We start from the raw sequence: 21133 nt of genomic DNA, 5'->3' as shown, positions 1-21133 counted from the left end.
ATATTTTTTAATATTTGTCATAACATTCATTTAATGCTAACAAGTTAAAATACTTGTTGGCATATTTTTTATGCACACTTTCTGTTGGTGGCGCTTTATCCAGTAGTCTACGGCTTGTACTATTCCTACAGAAGTCAACGTATAATATGGCATAAAGATTAGGCAACTCATAAACTTACAGAACGATATGGGTTAAATTAGGTGATCATAATTTCTCTGCTTGAAGCATTGTGTGTGATAGTATATAGGGATAGGAAGATTTCAAGGCTAAGGAGCAACGCATACACTAGGAAAGGGAGTAATATATATAAAAATATGAAAAGCCACTGCAAAAGATGCATTTAATCTTCTGCAGTGGCTTTACTTTATGGCCAAGACTATTTTTCGATTGTAGTGATAGATTGTGCTGTAATGCATATATTATTAGTATGCTACAACAAGTTACAGCATTGTAGTTTAACTAAAGCAATGATTATTTTTTAGATGATTTCTTTCGAATTGCTTCAATGATGAGATAAATCACAATTGCAATGGCTGCAATAATCAATAACATACCTAATAAAGTTAGAATTGGATGGTCATCCCATGTAGATTTAACAACAGTCGTAGCTTTGTGCACGAGTGGTTTGTTCACTTCTACAGAAGGTGGACCATATTTACTAGAAATAAATTCACGATCATATTCGATGTGTACCTTATCGTCCTTTACGACTATTTTATAGTCATCTTTATCAAAATCTTTTGGTAAAACATCATAGAGGTCCTTTTCTACATAATATGTATGACCGTTAATTTTATGTTCGCCTTTAGATAGAATTTTTTCATATTTGTACTGGTCGAACGACATGTTCATTAATGCATTACCCATCATATTACGTTGCTTTTCGCCACCTAATGATTTGTAATTACCAGCACCCATGATTGTTTGTACAATTCTAAAACCATTACGTTTCGTTGTTATAGTATGATTGTAGTCAGCTTGGTCACTTGAACCAGTTTTCAACCCATCGGTACCTTTTAAGCTCATATCAGCACCTTCAAGTGAATGGTTAAATGTATAATAGGTTACACCATGTTGGGTTGGTGCTAACTGTTTTGTAAAGTATAAAATTTTAGGTGTATCTTGAATCACACGTTGGGATAGAATGTCGTAGTCTTTTGCAGTCGAAGTAGAATTATCCTCATTTTTATACTTTTTAGGAGCAAAGTCTTTTAATTGTTTGTTTTCGGCACCAGTTGGGTTTACGAAATGTGTATCTTTCATGCCAATTTCTTTTGCTTTTTCATTCATTTTATCGGTGAAGTCTGAAGTGTTGTCAGAGACTTCATTAGCTAAAATAAGTGCAGCAGCATTACTTGAGTTTGAAACAGTAATTTGTAGTAATTCTTTGATTGTGTATGTTTCACCAGGATAAAGTTTAGTGTTACTCAACTCTGGAAGTGTAGACATACGATAGTGATCTTGCGTAATTTTCACTTTGTCCTTTAAAGAGAGATCACCTTTTTTTACTGCTTCAAGTGTCAGGTACATAGTCATCAGTTTAGTCATTGATGCTGGGTACCATTTTTGGTTTGCATTGTATTGATATAAAATTTGTCCAGATTGAGCGATATTCATAGCACCTTCTGGCTGATAAGCGTCGGATACATTATAACCATATTGATTTGCCGCTTGAGTAGGTGTTACTGTTTCCGCATCGGCAAAAGGTGTTATAATTACGTTGACGCAAAATAAAGCGATAATTGTCAAAATTAATCTTTTAAACATAACATACCCTCTAACATATTCAGTTTTTTTAATAATAGACCTAGTTTAGCATATTGTATGTTGTTAGCAAAACTATTGCATTGCTAAAAATGGGGCGGAATATTGTTTTGCGCATGTTTTTATTAGAAAATTAATATCAATAAACACATATAATTTATCGCGTGTATTTTTGCACTTTTAAAAATATATACATAACAAAATTTCAGAAGAGGTAGGAAAAATGAAACAAGAGAATCCATTGTTCTATTTATTCAAAAAGTTAACATGGCCTGTTGGATTAATTGTTATTGCCGTGTGTATATCATCTTTAGGGAGTATCACAGGACTTGTTGTTCCATTCTTTACAGGTAAACTTGTTGATAAGTTTTCATTTACAAACTTCAACTGGAACTTCCTAATTGCATTCGTCGGCATATTTATCTTGAACGCTCTGCTTAGTGGAATTGGGCTTTATTTACTAAGTAAGATAGGTGAGAAGATTATTTATGCGATACGCTCGCTATTGTGGCGTCATATTATTCATTTGAAAATGCCATTCTTTGACCAAAATGAAAGTGGTCAATTGATGAGTCGTTTAACAGATGATACTAAGGTGATTAATGAATTTATCTCGCAAAAGTTACCTAATTTATTACCATCCGTATTAACTATTATCGGTTCTTTAATCATGCTTTTTATTATGGATTGGAAAATGACGCTATTAACATTTATTACGATTCCTATTTTTGTAGCAATCATGATACCACTTGGTAAAATAATGCAAACTATTTCTAAGAAAACCCAGTCAGAAATTGCCAATTTTAGTGGTTTATTAGGTCGTGTATTAACAGAAATGAGATTGGTCAAGGTATCTAATACTGAGCGCGAAGAGTTAGATAACGCACATAAAAATCTAAAAGAAATATATTTTTTAGGTTTAAAGCAAGCGAAAATTACAGCAATTATTCAACCGATTACGGGTGTAATCATGTTATTAACGATTGCAGTTATCCTAGGCTTTGGTGCAATACGCATATCTACAGGAGCGATTACTGCAGGTACGTTGATTGCGATGATATTTTACGTGATTCAATTATCAACGCCATTGGTTAATTTATCTACGTTAGTAACCGATTATAAAAAGGCAATTGGTGCAAGTAGCAGAATTCATGAAATTATGGAAGAACCAATTGAAACAATTGAATTTAATGATCAATTGACGATTCCGGATGGTAACTTAACATTTGCGGATGTGAATTTTAAATATGGTGTAAAGCCCATCTTAAAGGATGTGTCATTTGAAATTCCATATAGTAAAGTGACAGCATTTGTTGGACCCTCAGGTTCAGGTAAAAGTACAATATTTAATATTATTGAGCGTATGTATGATATCGAACAAGGCGAAATTACTTATGGAAGTACATCTATTTATGATTTATCATTGGCAGATTGGAGAGCAAAAATCGGTTATGTCATGCAGTCTAATTCTTTAATGAGTGGCACGATTAGAGATAATATCCTATATGGTATAAATCGACAGGTGACTGACGAAGAATTGATACATTATGCGAAAATGGCAAATTGTCATGAGTTTATAGAACAGTTTGAAGATGGTTATGATACTTTGGTTGGTGAAAGAGGTTTGAAATTGTCTGGTGGTCAACGACAACGTATTGATATCGCAAGAAGCTTTGTGAAAAATCCTGACATATTACTATTAGATGAAGCAACTGCAAATTTAGACAGTGAAAGTGAAAGAAAGATACAAGAAGCATTAGAAGTATTGATGGAAAATAGAACAACCGTTGTGATTGCCCATAGATTATCGACAATCAAAAAGGCAGAACAAATCATCTTTTTAGATGGAGGAGTAGTTACGGGCAAAGGCACACATCAAGAACTTATGGCGACGCATGAGAAATATCAAGCCTTTGTAAATACACAAAATTTAGCAGATTAAGATGAGAGAAAAATACAAAATACAAAATATCCCGCTAATGTGAATGCGTTTTCATCACGTAAACCGAATATTAATGGGTGTTAGTAGTTGAATAGCACCAATAAATCGAACTTTAAAATTCTTATTTTCTATAAAGTACATACATGCTATAATTGTTTTGAATTATAAGGATGCAATGTAAATTAAAATGGCATTTATAATAAGTTATAGAGAGAATAAGATAATAAATGAGGTTAATGAAGGTGAACACACATAGTTACTGTACAAGATATGACTTCGTTCTTATCAAACTTATAGCTATAGGTGTTTACCTTTTATTTGTTTTACATAGCATGTGGTTTAAGGATTTATATCGTATCTTTATATAAAATTGAAATGGTAGGTGTATTATGTTTTTAGTTATTAACATAATTGGATTGTTCGTTTTCTTAGGCATAGCAGTCTTATTTTCTAGAAATAGAAAAAACATACAATGGACATCAATTGGGATATTAGTACTATTAAATTTAGTGTTAGCATGGTTCTTTATTTATTTCCCTTGGGGAAGAGCAGGGGTTCAAGGATTAGCGAATGGTATTGCTTGGATGATTAATTCCGCGCATGCAGGGACTGGATTTGCCTTTGCAAGTTGGGTGAAACCAGGTGCGATGGATATGGCAGTGAGCGCACTGTTTCCAATTTTACTTGTAGTACCGTTATTTGATATTTTAATGTATTTAAATGTTTTGCCAAAGCTTATTGGAGCAATTGGTTGGGTTTTAGCGAAAATTACACGTCAACCTAAGTTTGAATCATTCTTTGGTATTGAGATGATGTTTTTAGGAAATACTGAAGCTTTAGCTGTATCAAATGAACAGTTAAAAAGAATGAATGAGACACGCGTATTAACAATTGCAATGATGTCTATGAGTTCTGTATCAGGAGCAATTGTTGGTGCTTATGTAACTATGGTACCGGGTGAATTAGTACTTACAGCCATTCCGTTAAATATTATTAATGCAATTATTGTAGCTTGTATTTTAAATCCGGTAAGTGTTGAAGAAAAAGAAGACATCATTTACAGCATTAAGAATAATGAAGTTGAACGTCAACCATTCTTCTCATTCTTAGGTGATTCCGTTTTGAATGCTGGAAAGTTAGTTCTAATCATTATTGCGTTTGTCATCAGTTTTGTAGCATTATCAGATTTATTAGATAGATTAATTAATTTATTCACTGGAATTATTGGTGGATGGATTGGTGTGAAGGGTAGTTTTGGCTTAGACCAAATGCTTGGTACTGTAATGTATCCATTTGCCTTATTATTAGGTCTACCATTTGATGAAGCTTGGGTAGTTGCCCAACAAATGGCTAAGAAGATTGTGACAAATGAATTTGTAGTGATGGGTCAAATTAAAGATGTCGTTGCGTCATACTCTCCACATAGAAGAGCAGTTATTACGACGTTCTTAATTTCATTTGCCAACTTCTCAACAATCGGTATGATTGTTGGTACGTTAAAAGGAATAGTTGATCAAAAAACATCTGACTTTGTTTCTAAATACGTGCCGATGATGTTATTAGCAGGTATCTTAGTATCATTAATGACTGCAGGATTTGTAGGTCTGTTTGCGTGGTAATGAATTAAATATTATATTTCTTGGACTAGGTGAAGTTATATTTCGCCTAGTCTATTTTTTTTACAGTATAAAATTGATAATAAGATAAGAATGTTCTGATATAAATGGGATAAAAAAATAAAGCCAAGTGAATGAAGTGAGGAGACACATTCATCATTACTTGGCTTTTACGGGAAATGAATTAATTGTATATCAATAGTAAGGACTAGGTACTATTAATACACTCGAGCAAAAATTTGTTTTGTTTGTTACTATAAACAACACAAAGGAGATGGCTTCTTATTGGCTATCAATAAGAAGATAGATATTATTATAGCAAATAGAAGTGCATAAGTAAATCGAAAATTCAGAATTTTTAAAATTATAAATAAATAATTTTTACAAGTGCCGTCATTATGGCATTTTTTAGATGTTAATTTTAATAACTTTTTTTGGAGATAGTGTTGTGATGTGAAAGAATATTTGCTAACATTCAATTGATTGAACTAAATAAGAGGGGGTTATGTGGATGAATAAAACAGTACGTGATTTAATATTAATCGTTATCGGTTCGTTTATTTTTGCTGCTGGCGTCAATACCTTTATAATATCTGCGGATTTAGGTGAGGGAGGCGTAACCGGATTAGCGATCGTACTCTATTATGCCTTTCACATCTCGCCCGGTATTACAAACTTTGTCTTGAATGCGATTCTTATAGCGATTGGTTATAAATTTTTAAGTAAACGTAGCATGTATTTAACAATAGTGGCAACAGTGCTTATATCATTATTCTTGGAAGTAACGAAAAGTTGGGAAATTGAAACAGGCAATATCTTAGTCAATGCAGTATTTGGTGGAACGTGTGTTGGGCTTGGTATTGGTGTGATTGTACTTGCTGGTGGAACTACTGCAGGAACAACGATTCTTGCACGTATTGCGAACAAGTATCTCGATGTCAGTACGCCATATGCGCTATTATTCTTTGACTTGATTGTTGTGGCAATTTCATTGTCTGTTATTCCGGTTGCGAGTGCATTGGTAACTGTAATTTCTTTATATATCGGTACTAAAGTAATGGATTACGTAATAGAAGGTTTAAATACGAAAAAAGCAATGACTATTATTTCTAGTAAACCAGATGAAATTGCTAAAGTGATTGATGAACAAGTAGGTCGTGGGCTAACTATTTTAAATGGTAGAGGTTATTTCTCTAGAGAAGATAAAGACGTTTTGTATGTAGTTATTACTAAGACGCAAGTGACGAAGGCAAAGCGATTAATTAAGAAGATTGATGATAATGCATTTTTAGTTATTCACGATGTGCGTGATGTTTATGGAAATGGCTTTTTAATTGATGAACATTAATCGCCTTAAAGTAGTGTTATAAAAATGAGACTTGTCTATGGATGGAAACAGCATCTAGCGACAAGTCTTTTTCTATTCTGCTATGAAGTTTGATGATGATTGTCGGTATAGATTTGACGACTGAGCTTATCAAGTAATGCTATTTAATTCATCTCGGTATCTACAAGCAATGGTAAAATTTCATAGTCAATAGAATTCAAAGATGATATAATATCACTTATGATAATGATTATCATTAACGTGATAATCGACAAAATTTGATAAATTAGTGGTTAATATAAATAGAGACTTAAGCTTATTTTATAGGAAGAAGGGAACTTATGACTCGCTTAAATGGAGAACAAGTAACAATCGGTTATGGAGATAATGTTATCGTTAATAGTTTAGACGTGCAAATTCCAGATGGGAAGATTACATCGATTATTGGACCGAATGGTTGTGGGAAATCAACCTTACTAAAGGCACTATCTAGATTGTTACCTATTAAAGATGGTGAAATCAAGTTAGATGGGGAAAGCTTGCATGCACAATCAACAAAAGAGGTAGCTAAGAAGATTGCAATTTTACCTCAGTCACCGGAAGTCGCAGATGGTTTAACTGTTGGCGAATTAGTTTCTTATGGTCGTTTTCCACACCAAAAGGGCTTCGGACGTTTATCTGCAGAAGATAAAAAGGAAATTGATTGGGCAATGACGGTAACGGGAACGTTTGACTTTAAACATCGTTCAATTAACGATTTAAGTGGTGGACAAAGACAACGTGTATGGATTGCTATGGCCTTAGCACAAAGAACAGATATTATATTTTTAGATGAACCTACAACTTACTTAGATATTTCACATCAATTAGAAATATTAGAGTTGATAACACGTTTGAATCAAGAACAAGGTTGTACAATTATTATGGTGTTACATGATATTAACCAAGCAGTTCGTTTTTCCGATCATTTAATTACAATGAAAGATGGAAATATTATTGCAGATGGCGACACAGAAAGTGTGTTGACGAAGGATATATTAGAACGCGTATTCAATATTGATGTTGAAATCAGCACAGATCCACGTACAGGTAAACCAATGCTTGTAACTTATGATTTGTGTAAGAAGAGCTATTCGCAAGTGTAGGAGTTAAATTATGTCGACAAATAGAAAAGGCAAGATGAACTTTCCGACAGTGCTGATTATCAGTATCTGTTTATTGGTGGCTGCATTGCTAGTCTCCATATTATTAGGTGATGCAAAGATTCACCTTTCAACGATAATTGATGCAATTTTCAATTATGATAAACATAATCAACAACATAACATTATTAGTGAAATTAGAATACCGAGAGATGTAGGAGCAATGCTGGTCGGTGTGGCATTAGCAACTTCAGGGGCTGTGATACAGGGTGTGACTAAAAACGGTTTAGCAGATCCAAGTTTAATTGGATTGAACTCAGGTGCTTCCTTTATGTTAGCGATGACGTTTGCATTTTATCCATCGGCACCCTTTTTAGTAATGATGTTTGCCGGTTTCCTTGGTGCATTAATGGGCGGATTTATAGTCTTAATGATTGGTAGATCTAGAAGTGATGGATTTAATCCTATGCGTATCATTTTAGCTGGTGCAGCAGTAAGTGCTTTATTGACTGCATTAAGCCAAGGTGTAGCGCTATTGTTCCGTCTGAATCAGAGTTTGACATTTTGGAGTGCTGGTGGTGTTTCCGGAACGACTTGGCATCAACTTGTTTGGGCAGCGCCATTTATTATTATTGCTTTAACGATTATTATTGCAATGAGTAAACAGTTAACGATTCTTAATTTAGGTGAAACCTTGGCTAAAGGACTTGGACAAAATGTAAGTATGACACGTGGTATATCATTAGTATTATCGATGGTGTTAGCCGGTATTGCAGTTGCAATGGTGGGTCAAATTGCATTTGTTGGTTTAATGGTACCTCATATTGTTCGTTATTTGGTTGGTACTGACTATGCCCGTGTGATACCATTAACGGCAATTGTTGGTGGCTTGCTCATGTTGGTCGCTGATACAGTAGCACGTATGTTAGGCGAGGCACCAGTTGGCGCTATTATTTCATTTATCGGCGTACCTTACTTTTTATATTTAGTTAAAAGAGGGGGCCGATTCTCATGATAGATCCAAAACTGAGATATAAACAGTGGGTTACAATGATTGTCTTGATCATCTTGATATTATTAGCATGTGCTTGGAGTATGACATCTGGTGAATATAAGATGTCTGTAGGCACATTCTTTAAGACCTTGTTTGGGCAAGGTGAGTATACGGATACTTTAATATTAATGGAATTTAGGTTGCCACGTATGCTTATCACCATTCTTGCTGGAGCAGCCTTAGCTATGAGCGGTGCTATCTTGCAAAGTGTAACACGCAATCCATTAGCAGAACCAGGGATACTGGGTATCAATGCAGGTAGTGGTTTTGTCATTGCCTTATTTATTGTAATTGGTCAGGTGAATGCTGAAAACTTTGTCTATGTGTTGCCAATTATTAGTATGATAGGCGGTATATTAACAGCAATTATTATATTTTCATTTAGTTATAACAGAGGTGAAGGTATTTCTCCGGCTAGCATGGTATTAGTTGGTGTCGGTATGGCAGCAGCTTTAAGTGGTGGTTCGTTAACATTGATGTCTACATTTGATAAAGATCAGTCTGAGTTTATGGCATCATGGTTTGCTGGTAATATTTGGGGCGATGAATGGACCTTTGTTATTGCTTTCTTACCATGGGTAGTTATTCTAGTGCCATATCTATTATTTAAATCGAATGTCTTGAATTTATTAAATACACATCAACATATTGCGCAAGGTGTCGGAGTGAAAATAGGCAAAGAGCGTATTGTCCTACTGCTAGTGGCGGTTGTATTGTCCTCTGCAGCAGTATCTGTAGCTGGCGCTATTGGCTTTATTGGACTAATGGGCCCTCATATCGCCAAATCAATCGTCGGTCCTAGACATCAATTATTCTTGCCAATCTCTATATTGATTGGTGCTTTACTACTTGTTGTTTCAGATACGTTAGGTAAGGTGATACTACAGCCTTCAGGTATTCCAGCAGGTATTGTTGTAGCAATTATTGGGGCACCATATTTCTTATATTTAATGTATAAAACTAAATCAGTTTAAAGATGTGAATATTTAAGTGCATCATAGATGTTTTCCTACCACAACTTAGCAACACGCTAGGTTGTGGTATTTTTTTAAAATTAAAACTAAATCATTGTTAAGCAATTAGAATGGAAAAATAGCCTGATGAATTATGTTAGCGTTTACAATTATGTGTGATGTATACTGTAAATGGATATATGGATATTATGAACAGGAGGCCACAAAAATGAAAAAACTAATTAAAGATAAAACTCAGTTCTTATCTGATATGCTTGACGGCATGTTAGAAGTAAATAAAAATATTGAGCTCATTGCCGATTCAGTCATTGTTAGAAAAGATAAGAAACAAGAAGGTGTTGCTATTGTTTCAGGCGGTGGCAGTGGACATGAACCTGCACATGCAGGATATGTGGCACAAGGTATGTTAGACGCTGCAGTGTGTGGTGAAGTCTTTACCTCTCCAACTCCAGATAAAATATTAAGTGCGATTAAAGCGGTTGATAATGGAGATGGCGTATTATTAGTAATTAAAAACTATGCCGGAGATGTCATGAACTTTGAAATGGCTCAAGAAATGGCTGAAATGGAAGATATCAAAGTTGCATCTATTGTAGTGAAAGATGATATTGCAGTGAGTGATGAGGATAAACAAAGAGGCGTTGCAGGTACCGTATTAGTTCATAAGTATGCAGGGTACCTTGCTGAACAAGGAGTCAAATTAGATGACATTAAAGCACGTTTGGACCAAGTATTACCAACAATTAAATCAATAGGCATGGCTGTTACAGCGCCAATGGTACCGACTACTGGGCAATATGGTTTCGATATCGCTGATGATGAGATAGAGATTGGCGTTGGGATTCATGGGGAAAAAGGATTGTCCAGGGAAAAAATGACCGCAGTCGACCAAATCGTTGCTCGCCTTAGTGATGAATTGTTAAAGCAAGTAGACGCAAACCATTTAATCGTGATGGTTAATGGTATGGGTGGCACACCTTTATCTGAATTAAATATTGTAGCCAAGTATGTAGCTGAATATTTAAAAGGTAAAAATATCACAGTAGCACACTGGCTAGTTGGTGACTATATGACTGCATTAGATATGCAAGGTGTATCGTTGACCTTTGTACCTGTTAATGATGAATTATCGCAAGCTATTGTTGCAGAAACAAGTAGTAGTTATTTTAATTTGGTCTAGATTAACTAAAGGAGTGTAATAATAATGGATGTCAAAGCGATGAAAGATAGATTACTTGAGTTAGTATCTGTATTTGAGGACAAGGAAAGTGAACTTACTGAATTAGACAGAGCCATTGGTGATGGTGATCATGGCGTGAACATGGTTAGAGGATTCAAAGCTTTACCGGATCATATCGATGATAGTTCCATGCAAAATTTATTCAAATCTACGGGTATGACATTAATGTCAAATATAGGTGGTGCATCTGGACCGTTGTATGGATTTAGCTTTGTTAAAATGTCACAAGTAGTTGAGGATGACATAGATAATGAAAATGTTAAAGCGTTACTGCAGGCCTTTTCTGAAGCGATAGCCCAAAGAGGGAAAGTGAGTTTAAATGAGAAAACAATGTATGACGTGATAGAACGTGCTAATGAAGCGGTTCGAAATGGTGAAAAGGTTGATATGGAGAAATTGCAATCCTTCGCAAATGCGACAAAGGATATTGAAGCAACAAAAGGGAGAGCATCTTATTTCAAAGCTGACTCGGTTGGCTTTGTTGATCCAGGGGCACAAAGTAGCGTATATATATTGAATGCATTGATTGGAGAGGATTAATATGACATCAATAGTGATAGTGAGCCATAGTGAGGATATTGCAAATGGAACGCAAGCCTTATTAGAGCAAATGGCGGGTGATGTTAATGTGATTGCACAAGGTGGCACAGAAGGTCGTATTGGTACATCTTATGACCATATTCAAGAGATGATCAACGAATTATCGGATGATGCAATATGTTTTTATGATATTGGATCAGCTGAAATGAATTTAGATTTGGCTATAGAAATGTATACAGGTGATTACCGTATTGAAAAGGTAGATGCGCCAATTGTAGAGGGTAGCTTTACTGCTGCTGTTAAATTGTCTGTAGGTGGATCTTATGATGAAACGCTTAATGAAATTAAACAGAACTTTTAATTTAAGAATATAAGTGAAAAAAGCGATTGATACAAGTGTTTAATAACAGTATAATGACGTTTTTAGAATAAATAGTCCTAAACAGTTTATTTTTATATGAATTAATTTTTGAAATATGATAAAATAAAAGCTAACTATAATTAGGAATCTGGATACTAGGAGGACATTGCCATGAAAGATCTAATCCAAAAGCATGTCTTAAACGGTGAGTTCGAGTCAGTCAAACGATTAATGTCCCAGTCAGATTTTATGGAATTTGAAGAAGCTTATATTTCAAGTGCTCACGAAGTGGAAAGCGTCATGTTTTATACTTGTATCTTAGACATGATGAAAGAGGAAGAAACTGCTGAATTGCACGACTTAGCCTTTCTACTACTTGTTTATCCATTAAGTGAACTAGAAGGTGCACTTGACTCTGCCTTTTATCATGCGCAAAGTTCCATAAAGCTCACTGAAGGCAAAGAAGTAAAGAGTTTATTGCAAATGTTATTATTACATGCAGTGCCTGAACCAGTCATTTCTGATAAGAAAGCTTTCGATGTAGCACGTCAAATTCTTAAGTTAGATCCAGCTAATAGCGTTGCACGTAATGTGCTAAAGGAAACTGCAAAACGTATGGATAACGTTGTTGTAGATTTCAATGAATTAAATCGATTTAAGGATGCTCATTAGAAACTAACAGATAAGAACGTCTGTTTTTTTAAGCCATTATTAGATTTGAATAATAATTAAACCGAAATACTCATTTTATGATAGTGAGAATTTCGGTTTTTTTGTTGTTTAATCGGGAAAATAATTGATATGAAATTTTATTCTATATAAATGGTTATTAGAATACTTTGAACGTTAAATTATATTACTGTAAATAAAAAATGAATTGATTAACATTTTAAGAAAGTTTTTTTGTATGTTGCAAAATATAGTTGATGAGGTATAATATCTCAATGTGTAAACAATTAGGAGGTTGTAATATACATGGGGTTGAATAAAGAAGCTGTAAAAATTGGTTTTGCTTATGTCGGAATCGTGGTAGGTGCTGGATTCTCGACTGGACAAGAAGTTATGCAATTCTTTACATCTTATGGTCTATGGTCGTATATTGGTGTCATCCTATCAGGATTAATATTAGGTTTTATAGGCAGACAAGTAGCCAAAATAGGTAGTGCCTTTGATGCACAGAACCACGAATCGACGTTAGACTATTTATTTAGTGATGTCTTTAGCAAGATTATCGATTATTTATTAATATTTTTCTTATTCGGTATATCTGTAACAATGATTGCAGGAGCCGGATCAACATTCCAAGAAAGTTTTGGGGTTCCAACATGGCTTGGTGCTTTAATTATGGTCATTGCGATTTATATCACACTACTAATGGATTTTAATAAAATTGTAAGAGCCTTAGGGGTTGTTACACCATTCTTGATTGTCTTTGTAGTTATAATCGCAATTTATTATTTATTTAATGGTAGTGTTGCACTTAATGAAGTAAATAGTACAGTACCAAAAACAAGTTTATGGAAAGCAATCATTTTCGGTATTAATTATGGTGGACTTGCTTTTGCAGTTGGATTTAGTACGATTGTGGCAATTGGTGGCGATGCATCGAAAAGGAAGGTAGCCGGTTCTGGTGCATTATTCGGTGGTGTGATTTATACAGTGTTATTAGCATTGATAAACTTTGCACTACAAGCAGAATATCCAAAGATCAAAAATGCCTCAATTCCAACATTAACATTAGCAAACGATATTCATCCATGGATTGGTTTTGCTTTATCAATCATTATGTTAGCGGTAATGTACAATACAATTCTTGGGTTGATGTATTCATTTGCAGCTCGATTTACTGAACCATATAGTAAGAAATATCATATCTTTATTGTATTAATGGTACTTATTGCATTTGCTTTAAGTTTTGTAGGATTTACAAGTTTAATCAATTTCTTATATCCAGTAATGGGTGTTATCGGACTTATAGTCGTTGTAGCTGTTTTGATTAAATACTATTTACGTAAAAATCAAAACAAAAAGCATATCGCTTAATTTAGTAAAAAAATAATTATAAGTATTTATAGAAATCTCAGCTTTTCAATTTTGTGAAGGCTGAGGTTTTATCTTTAATCATTTTTCATATCATTTGCAATTACTATTGTCAAAATAACAATTATGATACAATGCTTCCGAAAGGAACGGTAACTATGAAGAAAAAACATAAATGGACTTTAATAACAATCATTGTGTTCATAGTGGTTGCGATCATTACTGGATTATTGCTTAAGCAACATTTTGACCGTCAACACACGAAAGAAGTTAAAGAAAAAGTGCAAATCAACAATAAAAATGTCAATGCATTTACGAATATTACCTATAGTAAAGGGATTCCTAATAGTCGTCTAGATATACTGACGCCAACTGAATTAGATAGTGACAACAAATTACCGGTCATATTTTGGATGCATGGTGGAGGTTACATTGCAGGTGATAAGCAATACAAGAACCCGTTACTCTCTAAAATTGCTGAACAAGGATATATTGTAGTAAATATTAACTATGCATTAGCGCCAGATTCAAAATATCCAACACAATTGAAACAAATTGATCGAGCAGTTAGGTTTATTAAACATAATCAACATGAACTGCCAATTAATTTCGATCAAGTTGTATTTGGTGGTGATTCTGCTGGTGCACAGCTTTCTAGTCAATATACAGCAATACAAACGAATAAATCTTTAAGAGAAGATATGCATTTCAAACAACAGTTCAAACCTGATCAAATCAAAGCCGCAATCTTTTTCGGAGGCTTTTATGATATGAAGACGGTTCGACAAACTGAATTCCCAAGAATCCAACTATTTATGGAAAGTTACACAGGAAAGCGTAATTGGGAGCAACAGTTTAAATATATTAGTGAAATGTCGACAATTAACCAAGTGACCAAAGAATATCCGCCAACTTTTTTATCAGTAGGTGATGCGGACCCATTCTATAGTCAAAATATTTCATTTTATAAAAAACTTAAATCTAAAGATGTCCCAGTAGATAAACTATTCTATGATGGTTCTCATCATTTGAGACATCAATACCAATTCCATTTAGATAAACCTGAATCTCAACAAAATATGAAAGATGTCTTAAGATTCTTAAGTAGAAATACTAATTCTTCAGGTGTCGAAACAAAATTAAATCCAGAAGATTCGAATCCAAATGGTGTTGAACTAAATCCCTATTAAATGAGCTAAAGAGTCCCATTGCAGTGGTATCTAGTATGGATAAGGCATATTAATAGGATGATGTAGTAATAACATATAAGAACTGCGTATTGTTTGCGACACACCTGAGGGAGTAGAATGAGTGTCGAGACCGAGACTCGACACTGCCCCCTTAGGTATGCGAGTAATTACAATACGCAGTATTAATATCAATAACAAGCCCATCAAAGATCAACAATCTTTGATGGGCTTAATGCTGTGTATTTATGTCCCAGACTGTTTCCTACGATTAGTCAAGGTATCATATTTAAAATAATTATTTTTGCTCATTGTTATATGTAAAGATACATATGTTTTAACCGAAATTAAATAACATTTATAATAGTTTATTCTTTAGTGATAGAGGTAGATTATAGTAATAGCTTTGCCAAGATATATTTATTGTAATAACGACCATCGATATAGAGTTTATCACGTAACTCACCTTCGATTTGATAATTGGCAGCTTTGAATAATGAAACTGCTGTTTCATTTTCGGGAACGACTAATACTTCAATACGTCTGATATCATGGTTTAAAGACCAAGCTTCTACAGCGTTTATGAGTGATTGACCTAACCCCTTTTCACGGTAATGTCTAATTACGCCCATTGAGAATTTAGCTTCGTGGCGTGCACGCTCATAATCTTCTGTTGTCACAGTAGCAAAGCCAACGAGTTCACCATTGTTTTCGGCTACAAATATTGCGTTAGAGGGTGATGTGATAAAATGTTCTAAATTAGAAATAGCATCTGTAGTAGAAGGTGCATATTCGCCTGGGTTATAGATGAGGTAGTCTGACTCATCATAAATCGTGGTTAATAGTTTAATAAATGGGTCGATATCTTTTATACTAATTTCTCGGATTTGATGAACCATTCATTTCCACTCCTTGTTTGAATTTTACATATATTTAATCATAATATAATTTAACATCAAAATCATTATTTTACTAGACAATATTAATTTTTAATAAATCATTATAAAGGAAGTATGTTTTATGAAGCCTAATATATTACTAGCTGGTGCAACAGGTTATATAGGAAAGAACTTGGTGCCTCAAATAAAAAATGTAGCGTATTTATATACATTATCAAAGTATCCTAAGGAACAGGATTTACGAGATGTGCAGTGGTTAAAGAAAGATATTTTTAATTATAGAGATGTTGTAGACGCAATGGAAGGTATGGATATTGCTATCTTTTACTTAGATCCTACCAAACATTCTGCAAAGCTTACGAAGGCTAGTGCACGCGATATGAATTTATTGGCTGCAGATAATTTTGGCAGAGCGGCAGCAAAACAAAATATAAGCAAGATTATATATATTAGTGGGGGACGTTTTGACAATGAATCTATAGCAAGATTGAAAGCTTATGGTACGCCAGTTGAACAGACAGATAATATTGTGCCGAGACCTCATGTAGCAGTTGAACTACAAGTTTCGAAATATGATGATGTGCGCAGTGCCTTAAGTATGCAACAACCATTGAAGTTGACACTTGAACAACTTGTAAACTATTATTTTAATTGGTTGAATGAAACTAATGGAACATTGCTACACACAAAAATGGATGAAGATTACTATATTATATATATTAAAGATGCCAATAAGCCGTTGTTAGTCTTGAAGAAAGAACTGACAGATGATGATTTAATTACGTTATTTATTGTTGGTGGAAGATTGATGAATAAGAAGGTACAGAAACAAGGTAAACTTGAGTTTAGAAAATTAGCAGGTACTCAGACGGTAATGGTGCATTTATATGATTATATACCAAAATTAGTGTGGCCGATTTATTATATGGTTCAATCTCCGTTTCAAAGTTTGATGATGAGAGGATTTGAAATAGAGTGCCGTATTCGACATTTTAATCGTCGTATTCAATCAGGAGAAGATATTAAATATACCAAATAAGTTGGGAGATTATAATGTGGAAATATTATTAGTAGAAGATGATATGACATTATTTAATGAATTGAGTACAGAGTTGGAGCAGTGGGATTTTATAGTTAAGGGTGTCGATGATTTTGGCGATGTGTTGCATTTATTTGAACAGATCAACCCTGCAATCGTGATTATGGATGTTAAGCTACCTAAATATGATGGTTTTTATTGGACGCGAAAGATTAGAGAAGTGTCTAATACACCAATATTGTTCTTGTCCTCTAGGGATAATCCTATGGATCAAGTGATGAGCATGGAATTAGGAGCAGATGATTTTGTACAAAAACCCTTTAATACCAGTATATTAATAGCTAAAATTCAAGCTATTTATCGACGTGTATATGAATTTAGTAAAGATGAGAAAAGAGTTATTCAATGGCAAAAGGCGACACTTGATTTAGCAAAGGATAGTATCAATAAGGATGATACAATTATTTATTTATCTAAAACCGAAATGATTATTTTAGAAATGCTAGTGAAAAAACAAGACCAAATCGTCAATAGAGATACGATTATCACAGCGCTCTGGGATGATGAAGCGTTTGTAAGTGATAATACTCTGACAGTTAATGTGAACCGTTTACGTAAAAAATTAGCCGAGATTGATATGAAAGATGCGATTGAGACAAAAATTGGTAAAGGTTACATGGCACATGGAGCATCTTAAATGGTTTTTCTTATTTTTAAGAACACGTATTAGTTGGATTTTATGGATAATGTTGTTGCATCTAATTTTTCTAGGTATTGCGTATATTGACTATGATATAAGCGTGGGTAGCATTTATTATATTATTATTTTAAATTTAGGTTTAACTTCATTGTTCTTAGTATTTACATATGTGAAGGAAATTAAGTTTTTTATACATTTAAACGATAATATAGAGCCTGAAGAATTAAAGCACAAAGGCCTTGCTGATACACCATTTCAACAAAAAATGGTCGAATACTTATATAATCAAATCACAAGTCAAAAGTTAATTGTGACCAAGCAAAGAATGAAAATTCAATCTACAGAAGCTTCATTGACAGACTTTGTTCATGATATTAAGACACCAGTTACAGCTATGAAATTGATGATTGAAAAAGAAGCGAACATGGATAAAAAACGTGCATTGTTGTTCGAGTGGACTCGTATCAATGATATGTTAGACAAGCAATTGTATTTAACACGTATAGAATCACAAAATAACGATATGTATTTTGAATATGTCCCTTTGAAAAGACTGATTATAGAAGAGATTCAACTGACTCGTTATCTTAGCCAAGCTAAAGGTATTGGTTATGAATTAGATCTAGATGAAAGTCATCATGTTTATACTGATTCAAAATGGTGTAGAATGATGATTCGACAAATATTCTCAAATGCAATTAAGTATAGTGAAAATGGGACGATTTATGTAAAGTCATCACCTATCAATGGACAAATCCAAGTTCAAATTAAGGATGAAGGCCGCGGTATTAGTAAAAAAGATTTACCGCGAATTTTTGATAAAGGTTTCACCTCGACGAATTATAGAAATGAAACGACTTCCTCAGGTATTGGATTATATTTAGTGAATACAGTAAAAGAAAATTTAGGTATTCAAGTTGAAGTGGTTTCTGATGAAGGTCATGGGACAGAAGTTACCTTTATTTTCCCAACACAAAATGAGTTAGTGAAAAGAATATCGGAATAGTGATAAAGTTGAAGTAATACCATATCGGTCACTTCAACTTTTATTTTTTTGATACTAAATAATAATGACTGAATTAAGTTGAACGTTATGAGTTGAAAAAATGAAATAATTATGAAAATATAAGCGGGAAAGATGTTTTTTGATTAGATTACTTTAATAATCCAAAAATTAAAAATCTTGAAACGTCTTGTCAGTGTAGATGTGAACAACTTTATTAATTTTATGAAAATGTAATGTTAAGAATTTGTAAATCTAATTGTAGGATTGTAAATTTTATGCTATTTTCAATAAAGGACAAATAGAGAATTGTGAGATTTTTTAAAACGATTAGAGCAAAAATTCATTTACACTATTTTTACAAAACTGTTTGAAAAGTCAAAAAAATGAGTTTATTGTAAATCTGCGCATGCTCAGTTTGTCAGGAAGTAATTATTAATTTTTTAAATTTATTGAAGGTGATTGGTGACAGTCGCTGTAAATGGAGGATTTTTTGGATGTTAAACAAGAAAAAAGATAAGTTCATGGTGCAACTAGAGGAAATGGTATTCAACTTAGACCGAGCAGCAATTGAATTTGGGAAGATGGATTTTAATACACATTTAGACCTTAAAGCTTATTCAGATAATATTAAAACCTACGAATCTCATGGTGATGAGTTGATGCACCAAGTGATTTCAGATTTAAACCAAACTTTTATTACACCAATTGAACGTGAGGATATCCTCTCTTTATGTAACGCAATTGATGATGTATTAGATGCAATGGAAGAAACTTCAGCAATGTTTGAAATGTATTCAATCGAATACACAGATGAATATATGGCTGAATTTGTAGATAATATACAGAAGGCTGTTGCAGAAATGAAACTAGCAGTGGGCTTACTTGTTGATAAGAAATTATCACATATGCGTATACACTCTATTAACATTAAAGAATTTGAAACAAATTGTGATGGTATATTACGTCAATCAATTAAACACATATTTAATAGTGAAACAGATCCAATCACATTAATTAAAGTAAAAGATATATATGAAAGCATGGAAGAAATTGCTGATAAATGTCAGGCAGTAGCGAATAATTTTGAAACTATAATTATGAAAAATAGCTAAGGAGTCTTAATTTTATGGAATACATTATGATTATCACAGTAGCTATCGTTATTTTTTCACTTGCATTTGACTTTATCAATGGTTTCCATGATACAGCCAATGCTGTTGCTACTGCTGTTTCAACGCGTGCATTAACTCCTAGAACTGCGATTCTATTAGCAGCTGTTATGAACTTTATTGGTGCATTAACATTTACTGGAGTAGCGGGTACAATTACAAAAGATATTGTCGATCCATTTAAATTAGAAAATGGACTTGTCGTAGTTTTAGCGGCGATTATTTCTGCGATTCTTTGGAACTTGATTACTTGGTATTATGGAATTCCAAGTTCATCATCACATGCATTAATCGGTTCTATTGCAGGTGCAGCGATTGCATCTCAAGGTTCATTTGCCGTATTGCATTATCAAGGATTTACAAAAATAATCATCGTATTACTATTATCACCTGTAATTGCTTTTGCAGTAGGGTTTATTATTTATTCGATTGTTAAAGTCGTATTTAAAAATGCTAATCTTACAAAAGCAAATAGAAACTTTAGATTTTTCCAAATTTTCACAGCGTCATTACAATCATTTTCACATGGTACAAACGATGCGCAAAAATCAATGGGTATTATCACTTTAGCACTTATCGTAGCTAATGTTCAGCAAGGTACAAGTGTTGAGCCACAATTATGGGTAAAAGTTGCCTGTGCGACAGCGATGGGTCTTGGTACTGCAGTTGGTGGTTGGAAAATCATCAAAACAGTTGGTGGAAACATTATGAAAATTCGTCCAGCTAATGGTGCAGCAGCTGACTTATCATCAGCACTAACAATTTTTGTAGCATCATCACTACATTTCCCATTATCTACAACACATGTTGTATCATCATCTATTCTTGGTGTTGGTTCAGCAAACCGTATTAAAGGTGTTAAATGGAACACTGCGCAACGTATGATTATCACTTGGGTAATCACATTACCAATTTCAGCGCTTGTAGCAGCAATTATTTATTATATCATTAATATTTTCTTGTAAAGGGTTGAATGATAGTTTAAGACTATGAAATGACCTATACTTAAAGAAGCAATCTGTGCTTATATCGCATAGATTGCTTCTTTTTTTGAAATTATATTCATGTTGTAAATGGTTATTAATCGTTCAATCTATAAATATAGACAATGCTTGTTCTTTATGATTATTCA

General features: G+C 33.6%; 19 protein-coding genes. 17 read left to right on the top strand and 2 right to left on the bottom strand.

What is annotated here, in order from left to right:
• Positions 1 to 472: 472 nt before the first annotated feature.
• Positions 473 to 1768: a penicillin-binding protein PBP4 gene (gene pbp4, locus ACF91D_RS07575; RefSeq protein WP_042738122.1), complete on the bottom strand. Its 1296-nt coding sequence runs from the start codon at positions 1766 to 1768 to the stop codon at positions 473 to 475.
• Between the two features lie 220 nt (positions 1769 to 1988).
• Between pbp4 and ACF91D_RS07570 the strand changes: the two genes are divergently transcribed.
• From ACF91D_RS07570 to ACF91D_RS07515, 12 genes are all read left to right on the top strand, one after another.
• Complete coding sequence (locus ACF91D_RS07570; RefSeq protein ID WP_107512420.1) at positions 1989 to 3707, top strand: ABC transporter ATP-binding protein; 1719 nt, start codon at positions 1989 to 1991, stop codon at positions 3705 to 3707.
• 389 nt (positions 3708 to 4096) lie between these two features.
• Positions 4097 to 5326, top strand: a complete 1230-nt coding sequence (locus tag ACF91D_RS07565) for a NupC/NupG family nucleoside CNT transporter (protein ID WP_042738124.1) — start codon at positions 4097 to 4099, stop codon at positions 5324 to 5326.
• Positions 5327 to 5834: 508 nt separating this feature from the next.
• Positions 5835 to 6671 carry a YitT family protein gene (locus tag ACF91D_RS07560; protein WP_042738125.1) on the top strand — a complete coding sequence of 279 codons (837 nt, stop codon included), beginning with the start codon at positions 5835 to 5837 and terminating at the stop codon, positions 6669 to 6671.
• 320 nt (positions 6672 to 6991) lie between these two features.
• Positions 6992 to 7795, top strand: a complete 804-nt coding sequence (locus tag ACF91D_RS07555) for an ABC transporter ATP-binding protein (RefSeq protein ID WP_107527768.1) — start codon at positions 6992 to 6994, stop codon at positions 7793 to 7795.
• Positions 7796 to 7829: 34 nt separating this feature from the next.
• The gene (locus tag ACF91D_RS07550) at positions 7830 to 8807 is read left to right on the top strand and encodes a FecCD family ABC transporter permease (RefSeq protein WP_371130142.1); all 978 of its coding nucleotides are present in this window, start codon (positions 7830 to 7832) and stop codon (positions 8805 to 8807) included.
• Positions 8804 to 9820: a FecCD family ABC transporter permease gene (locus ACF91D_RS07545; RefSeq protein WP_107527769.1), complete on the top strand. Its 1017-nt coding sequence runs from the start codon at positions 8804 to 8806 to the stop codon at positions 9818 to 9820. Before ACF91D_RS07550 ends, ACF91D_RS07545 begins: the two co-directional genes overlap by 4 nt.
• A gap of 208 nt (positions 9821 to 10028) precedes the next feature.
• Positions 10029 to 11000 carry a dihydroxyacetone kinase subunit DhaK gene (gene dhaK, locus ACF91D_RS07540; protein WP_107527770.1) on the top strand — a complete coding sequence of 324 codons (972 nt, stop codon included), beginning with the start codon at positions 10029 to 10031 and terminating at the stop codon, positions 10998 to 11000.
• A 24-nt stretch (positions 11001 to 11024) separates the two neighbouring features.
• Positions 11025 to 11600 carry a dihydroxyacetone kinase subunit DhaL gene (gene dhaL, locus ACF91D_RS07535; RefSeq protein WP_042738130.1) on the top strand — a complete coding sequence of 192 codons (576 nt, stop codon included), beginning with the start codon at positions 11025 to 11027 and terminating at the stop codon, positions 11598 to 11600.
• Position 11601: 1 nt separating this feature from the next.
• A complete protein-coding gene (dhaM, locus tag ACF91D_RS07530; RefSeq protein WP_107527771.1) occupies positions 11602 to 11961 on the top strand; it encodes a dihydroxyacetone kinase phosphoryl donor subunit DhaM in 360 nt (119 codons plus the stop codon).
• A 171-nt stretch (positions 11962 to 12132) separates the two neighbouring features.
• Complete coding sequence (locus ACF91D_RS07525) at positions 12133 to 12633, top strand: hypothetical protein (RefSeq protein ID WP_107527772.1); 501 nt, start codon at positions 12133 to 12135, stop codon at positions 12631 to 12633.
• Positions 12634 to 12936: 303 nt separating this feature from the next.
• Positions 12937 to 14004, top strand: coding sequence for a YkvI family membrane protein (locus ACF91D_RS07520; protein ID WP_107527759.1), 1068 nt, complete (start codon positions 12937 to 12939; stop codon positions 14002 to 14004).
• 155 nt (positions 14005 to 14159) lie between these two features.
• Positions 14160 to 15191, top strand: a complete 1032-nt coding sequence (locus ACF91D_RS07515; protein WP_042738134.1) for an alpha/beta hydrolase — start codon at positions 14160 to 14162, stop codon at positions 15189 to 15191.
• Positions 15192 to 15580: 389 nt separating this feature from the next.
• Here the strand turns inward: ACF91D_RS07515 and ACF91D_RS07510 are convergent, their stop codons facing one another.
• A complete protein-coding gene (locus ACF91D_RS07510) occupies positions 15581 to 16087 on the bottom strand; it encodes a GNAT family N-acetyltransferase (protein WP_107512428.1) in 507 nt (168 codons plus the stop codon).
• Between the two features lie 121 nt (positions 16088 to 16208).
• On the opposite strand from ACF91D_RS07510, the gene ACF91D_RS07505 reads away from it, so the two are divergent.
• From ACF91D_RS07505 to ACF91D_RS07485, 5 genes are all read left to right on the top strand, one after another.
• Complete coding sequence (locus ACF91D_RS07505; RefSeq protein ID WP_107527761.1) at positions 16209 to 17126, top strand: NAD(P)H-binding protein; 918 nt, start codon at positions 16209 to 16211, stop codon at positions 17124 to 17126.
• 16 nt (positions 17127 to 17142) lie between these two features.
• The gene (locus tag ACF91D_RS07500; RefSeq protein ID WP_107527762.1) at positions 17143 to 17823 is read left to right on the top strand and encodes a response regulator transcription factor; all 681 of its coding nucleotides are present in this window, start codon (positions 17143 to 17145) and stop codon (positions 17821 to 17823) included.
• Positions 17810 to 18832, top strand: coding sequence for a sensor histidine kinase (locus tag ACF91D_RS07495; RefSeq protein WP_107527763.1), 1023 nt, complete (start codon positions 17810 to 17812; stop codon positions 18830 to 18832). The genes ACF91D_RS07500 and ACF91D_RS07495 overlap by 14 nt, the downstream gene beginning before the upstream one ends.
• Positions 18833 to 19326: 494 nt before the next feature.
• Positions 19327 to 19944, top strand: coding sequence for a DUF47 domain-containing protein (locus tag ACF91D_RS07490; RefSeq protein ID WP_042738139.1), 618 nt, complete (start codon positions 19327 to 19329; stop codon positions 19942 to 19944).
• Positions 19945 to 19958: 14 nt separating this feature from the next.
• The gene (locus ACF91D_RS07485) at positions 19959 to 20966 is read left to right on the top strand and encodes an inorganic phosphate transporter (protein ID WP_042738140.1); all 1008 of its coding nucleotides are present in this window, start codon (positions 19959 to 19961) and stop codon (positions 20964 to 20966) included.
• Positions 20967 to 21133 lie beyond the last annotated feature (167 nt).

This window comes from Staphylococcus sp. 231237_7MaSpsaltlick (assembly GCF_043107035.1).
Note: the sequence above shows the minus strand (reverse complement) of the source record. Positions and strands in the feature narration are given on the sequence as shown.

Coding starts and splice junctions, on each gene's coding strand:
- pbp4 (WP_042738122.1), bottom strand. CDS start 1,768: ATGTTTAAAAGATTAATTTTGACAATTATCGCTTTATTTTGCGTCAAC.
- ACF91D_RS07570 (WP_107512420.1), top strand. CDS start 1,989: ATGAAACAAGAGAATCCATTGTTCTATTTATTCAAAAAGTTAACATGG.
- ACF91D_RS07565 (WP_042738124.1), top strand. CDS start 4,097: ATGTTTTTAGTTATTAACATAATTGGATTGTTCGTTTTCTTAGGCATA.
- ACF91D_RS07560 (WP_042738125.1), top strand. CDS start 5,835: ATGAATAAAACAGTACGTGATTTAATATTAATCGTTATCGGTTCGTTT.
- ACF91D_RS07555 (WP_107527768.1), top strand. CDS start 6,992: ATGACTCGCTTAAATGGAGAACAAGTAACAATCGGTTATGGAGATAAT.
- ACF91D_RS07550 (WP_371130142.1), top strand. CDS start 7,830: ATGAACTTTCCGACAGTGCTGATTATCAGTATCTGTTTATTGGTGGCT.
- ACF91D_RS07545 (WP_107527769.1), top strand. CDS start 8,804: ATGATAGATCCAAAACTGAGATATAAACAGTGGGTTACAATGATTGTC.
- dhaK (WP_107527770.1), top strand. CDS start 10,029: ATGAAAAAACTAATTAAAGATAAAACTCAGTTCTTATCTGATATGCTT.
- dhaL (WP_042738130.1), top strand. CDS start 11,025: ATGGATGTCAAAGCGATGAAAGATAGATTACTTGAGTTAGTATCTGTA.
- dhaM (WP_107527771.1), top strand. CDS start 11,602: ATGACATCAATAGTGATAGTGAGCCATAGTGAGGATATTGCAAATGGA.
- ACF91D_RS07525 (WP_107527772.1), top strand. CDS start 12,133: ATGAAAGATCTAATCCAAAAGCATGTCTTAAACGGTGAGTTCGAGTCA.
- ACF91D_RS07520 (WP_107527759.1), top strand. CDS start 12,937: ATGGGGTTGAATAAAGAAGCTGTAAAAATTGGTTTTGCTTATGTCGGA.
- ACF91D_RS07515 (WP_042738134.1), top strand. CDS start 14,160: ATGAAGAAAAAACATAAATGGACTTTAATAACAATCATTGTGTTCATA.
- ACF91D_RS07510 (WP_107512428.1), bottom strand. CDS start 16,087: ATGGTTCATCAAATCCGAGAAATTAGTATAAAAGATATCGACCCATTT.
- ACF91D_RS07505 (WP_107527761.1), top strand. CDS start 16,209: ATGAAGCCTAATATATTACTAGCTGGTGCAACAGGTTATATAGGAAAG.
- ACF91D_RS07495 (WP_107527763.1), top strand. CDS start 17,810: ATGGAGCATCTTAAATGGTTTTTCTTATTTTTAAGAACACGTATTAGT.
- ACF91D_RS07490 (WP_042738139.1), top strand. CDS start 19,327: ATGTTAAACAAGAAAAAAGATAAGTTCATGGTGCAACTAGAGGAAATG.
- ACF91D_RS07485 (WP_042738140.1), top strand. CDS start 19,959: ATGGAATACATTATGATTATCACAGTAGCTATCGTTATTTTTTCACTT.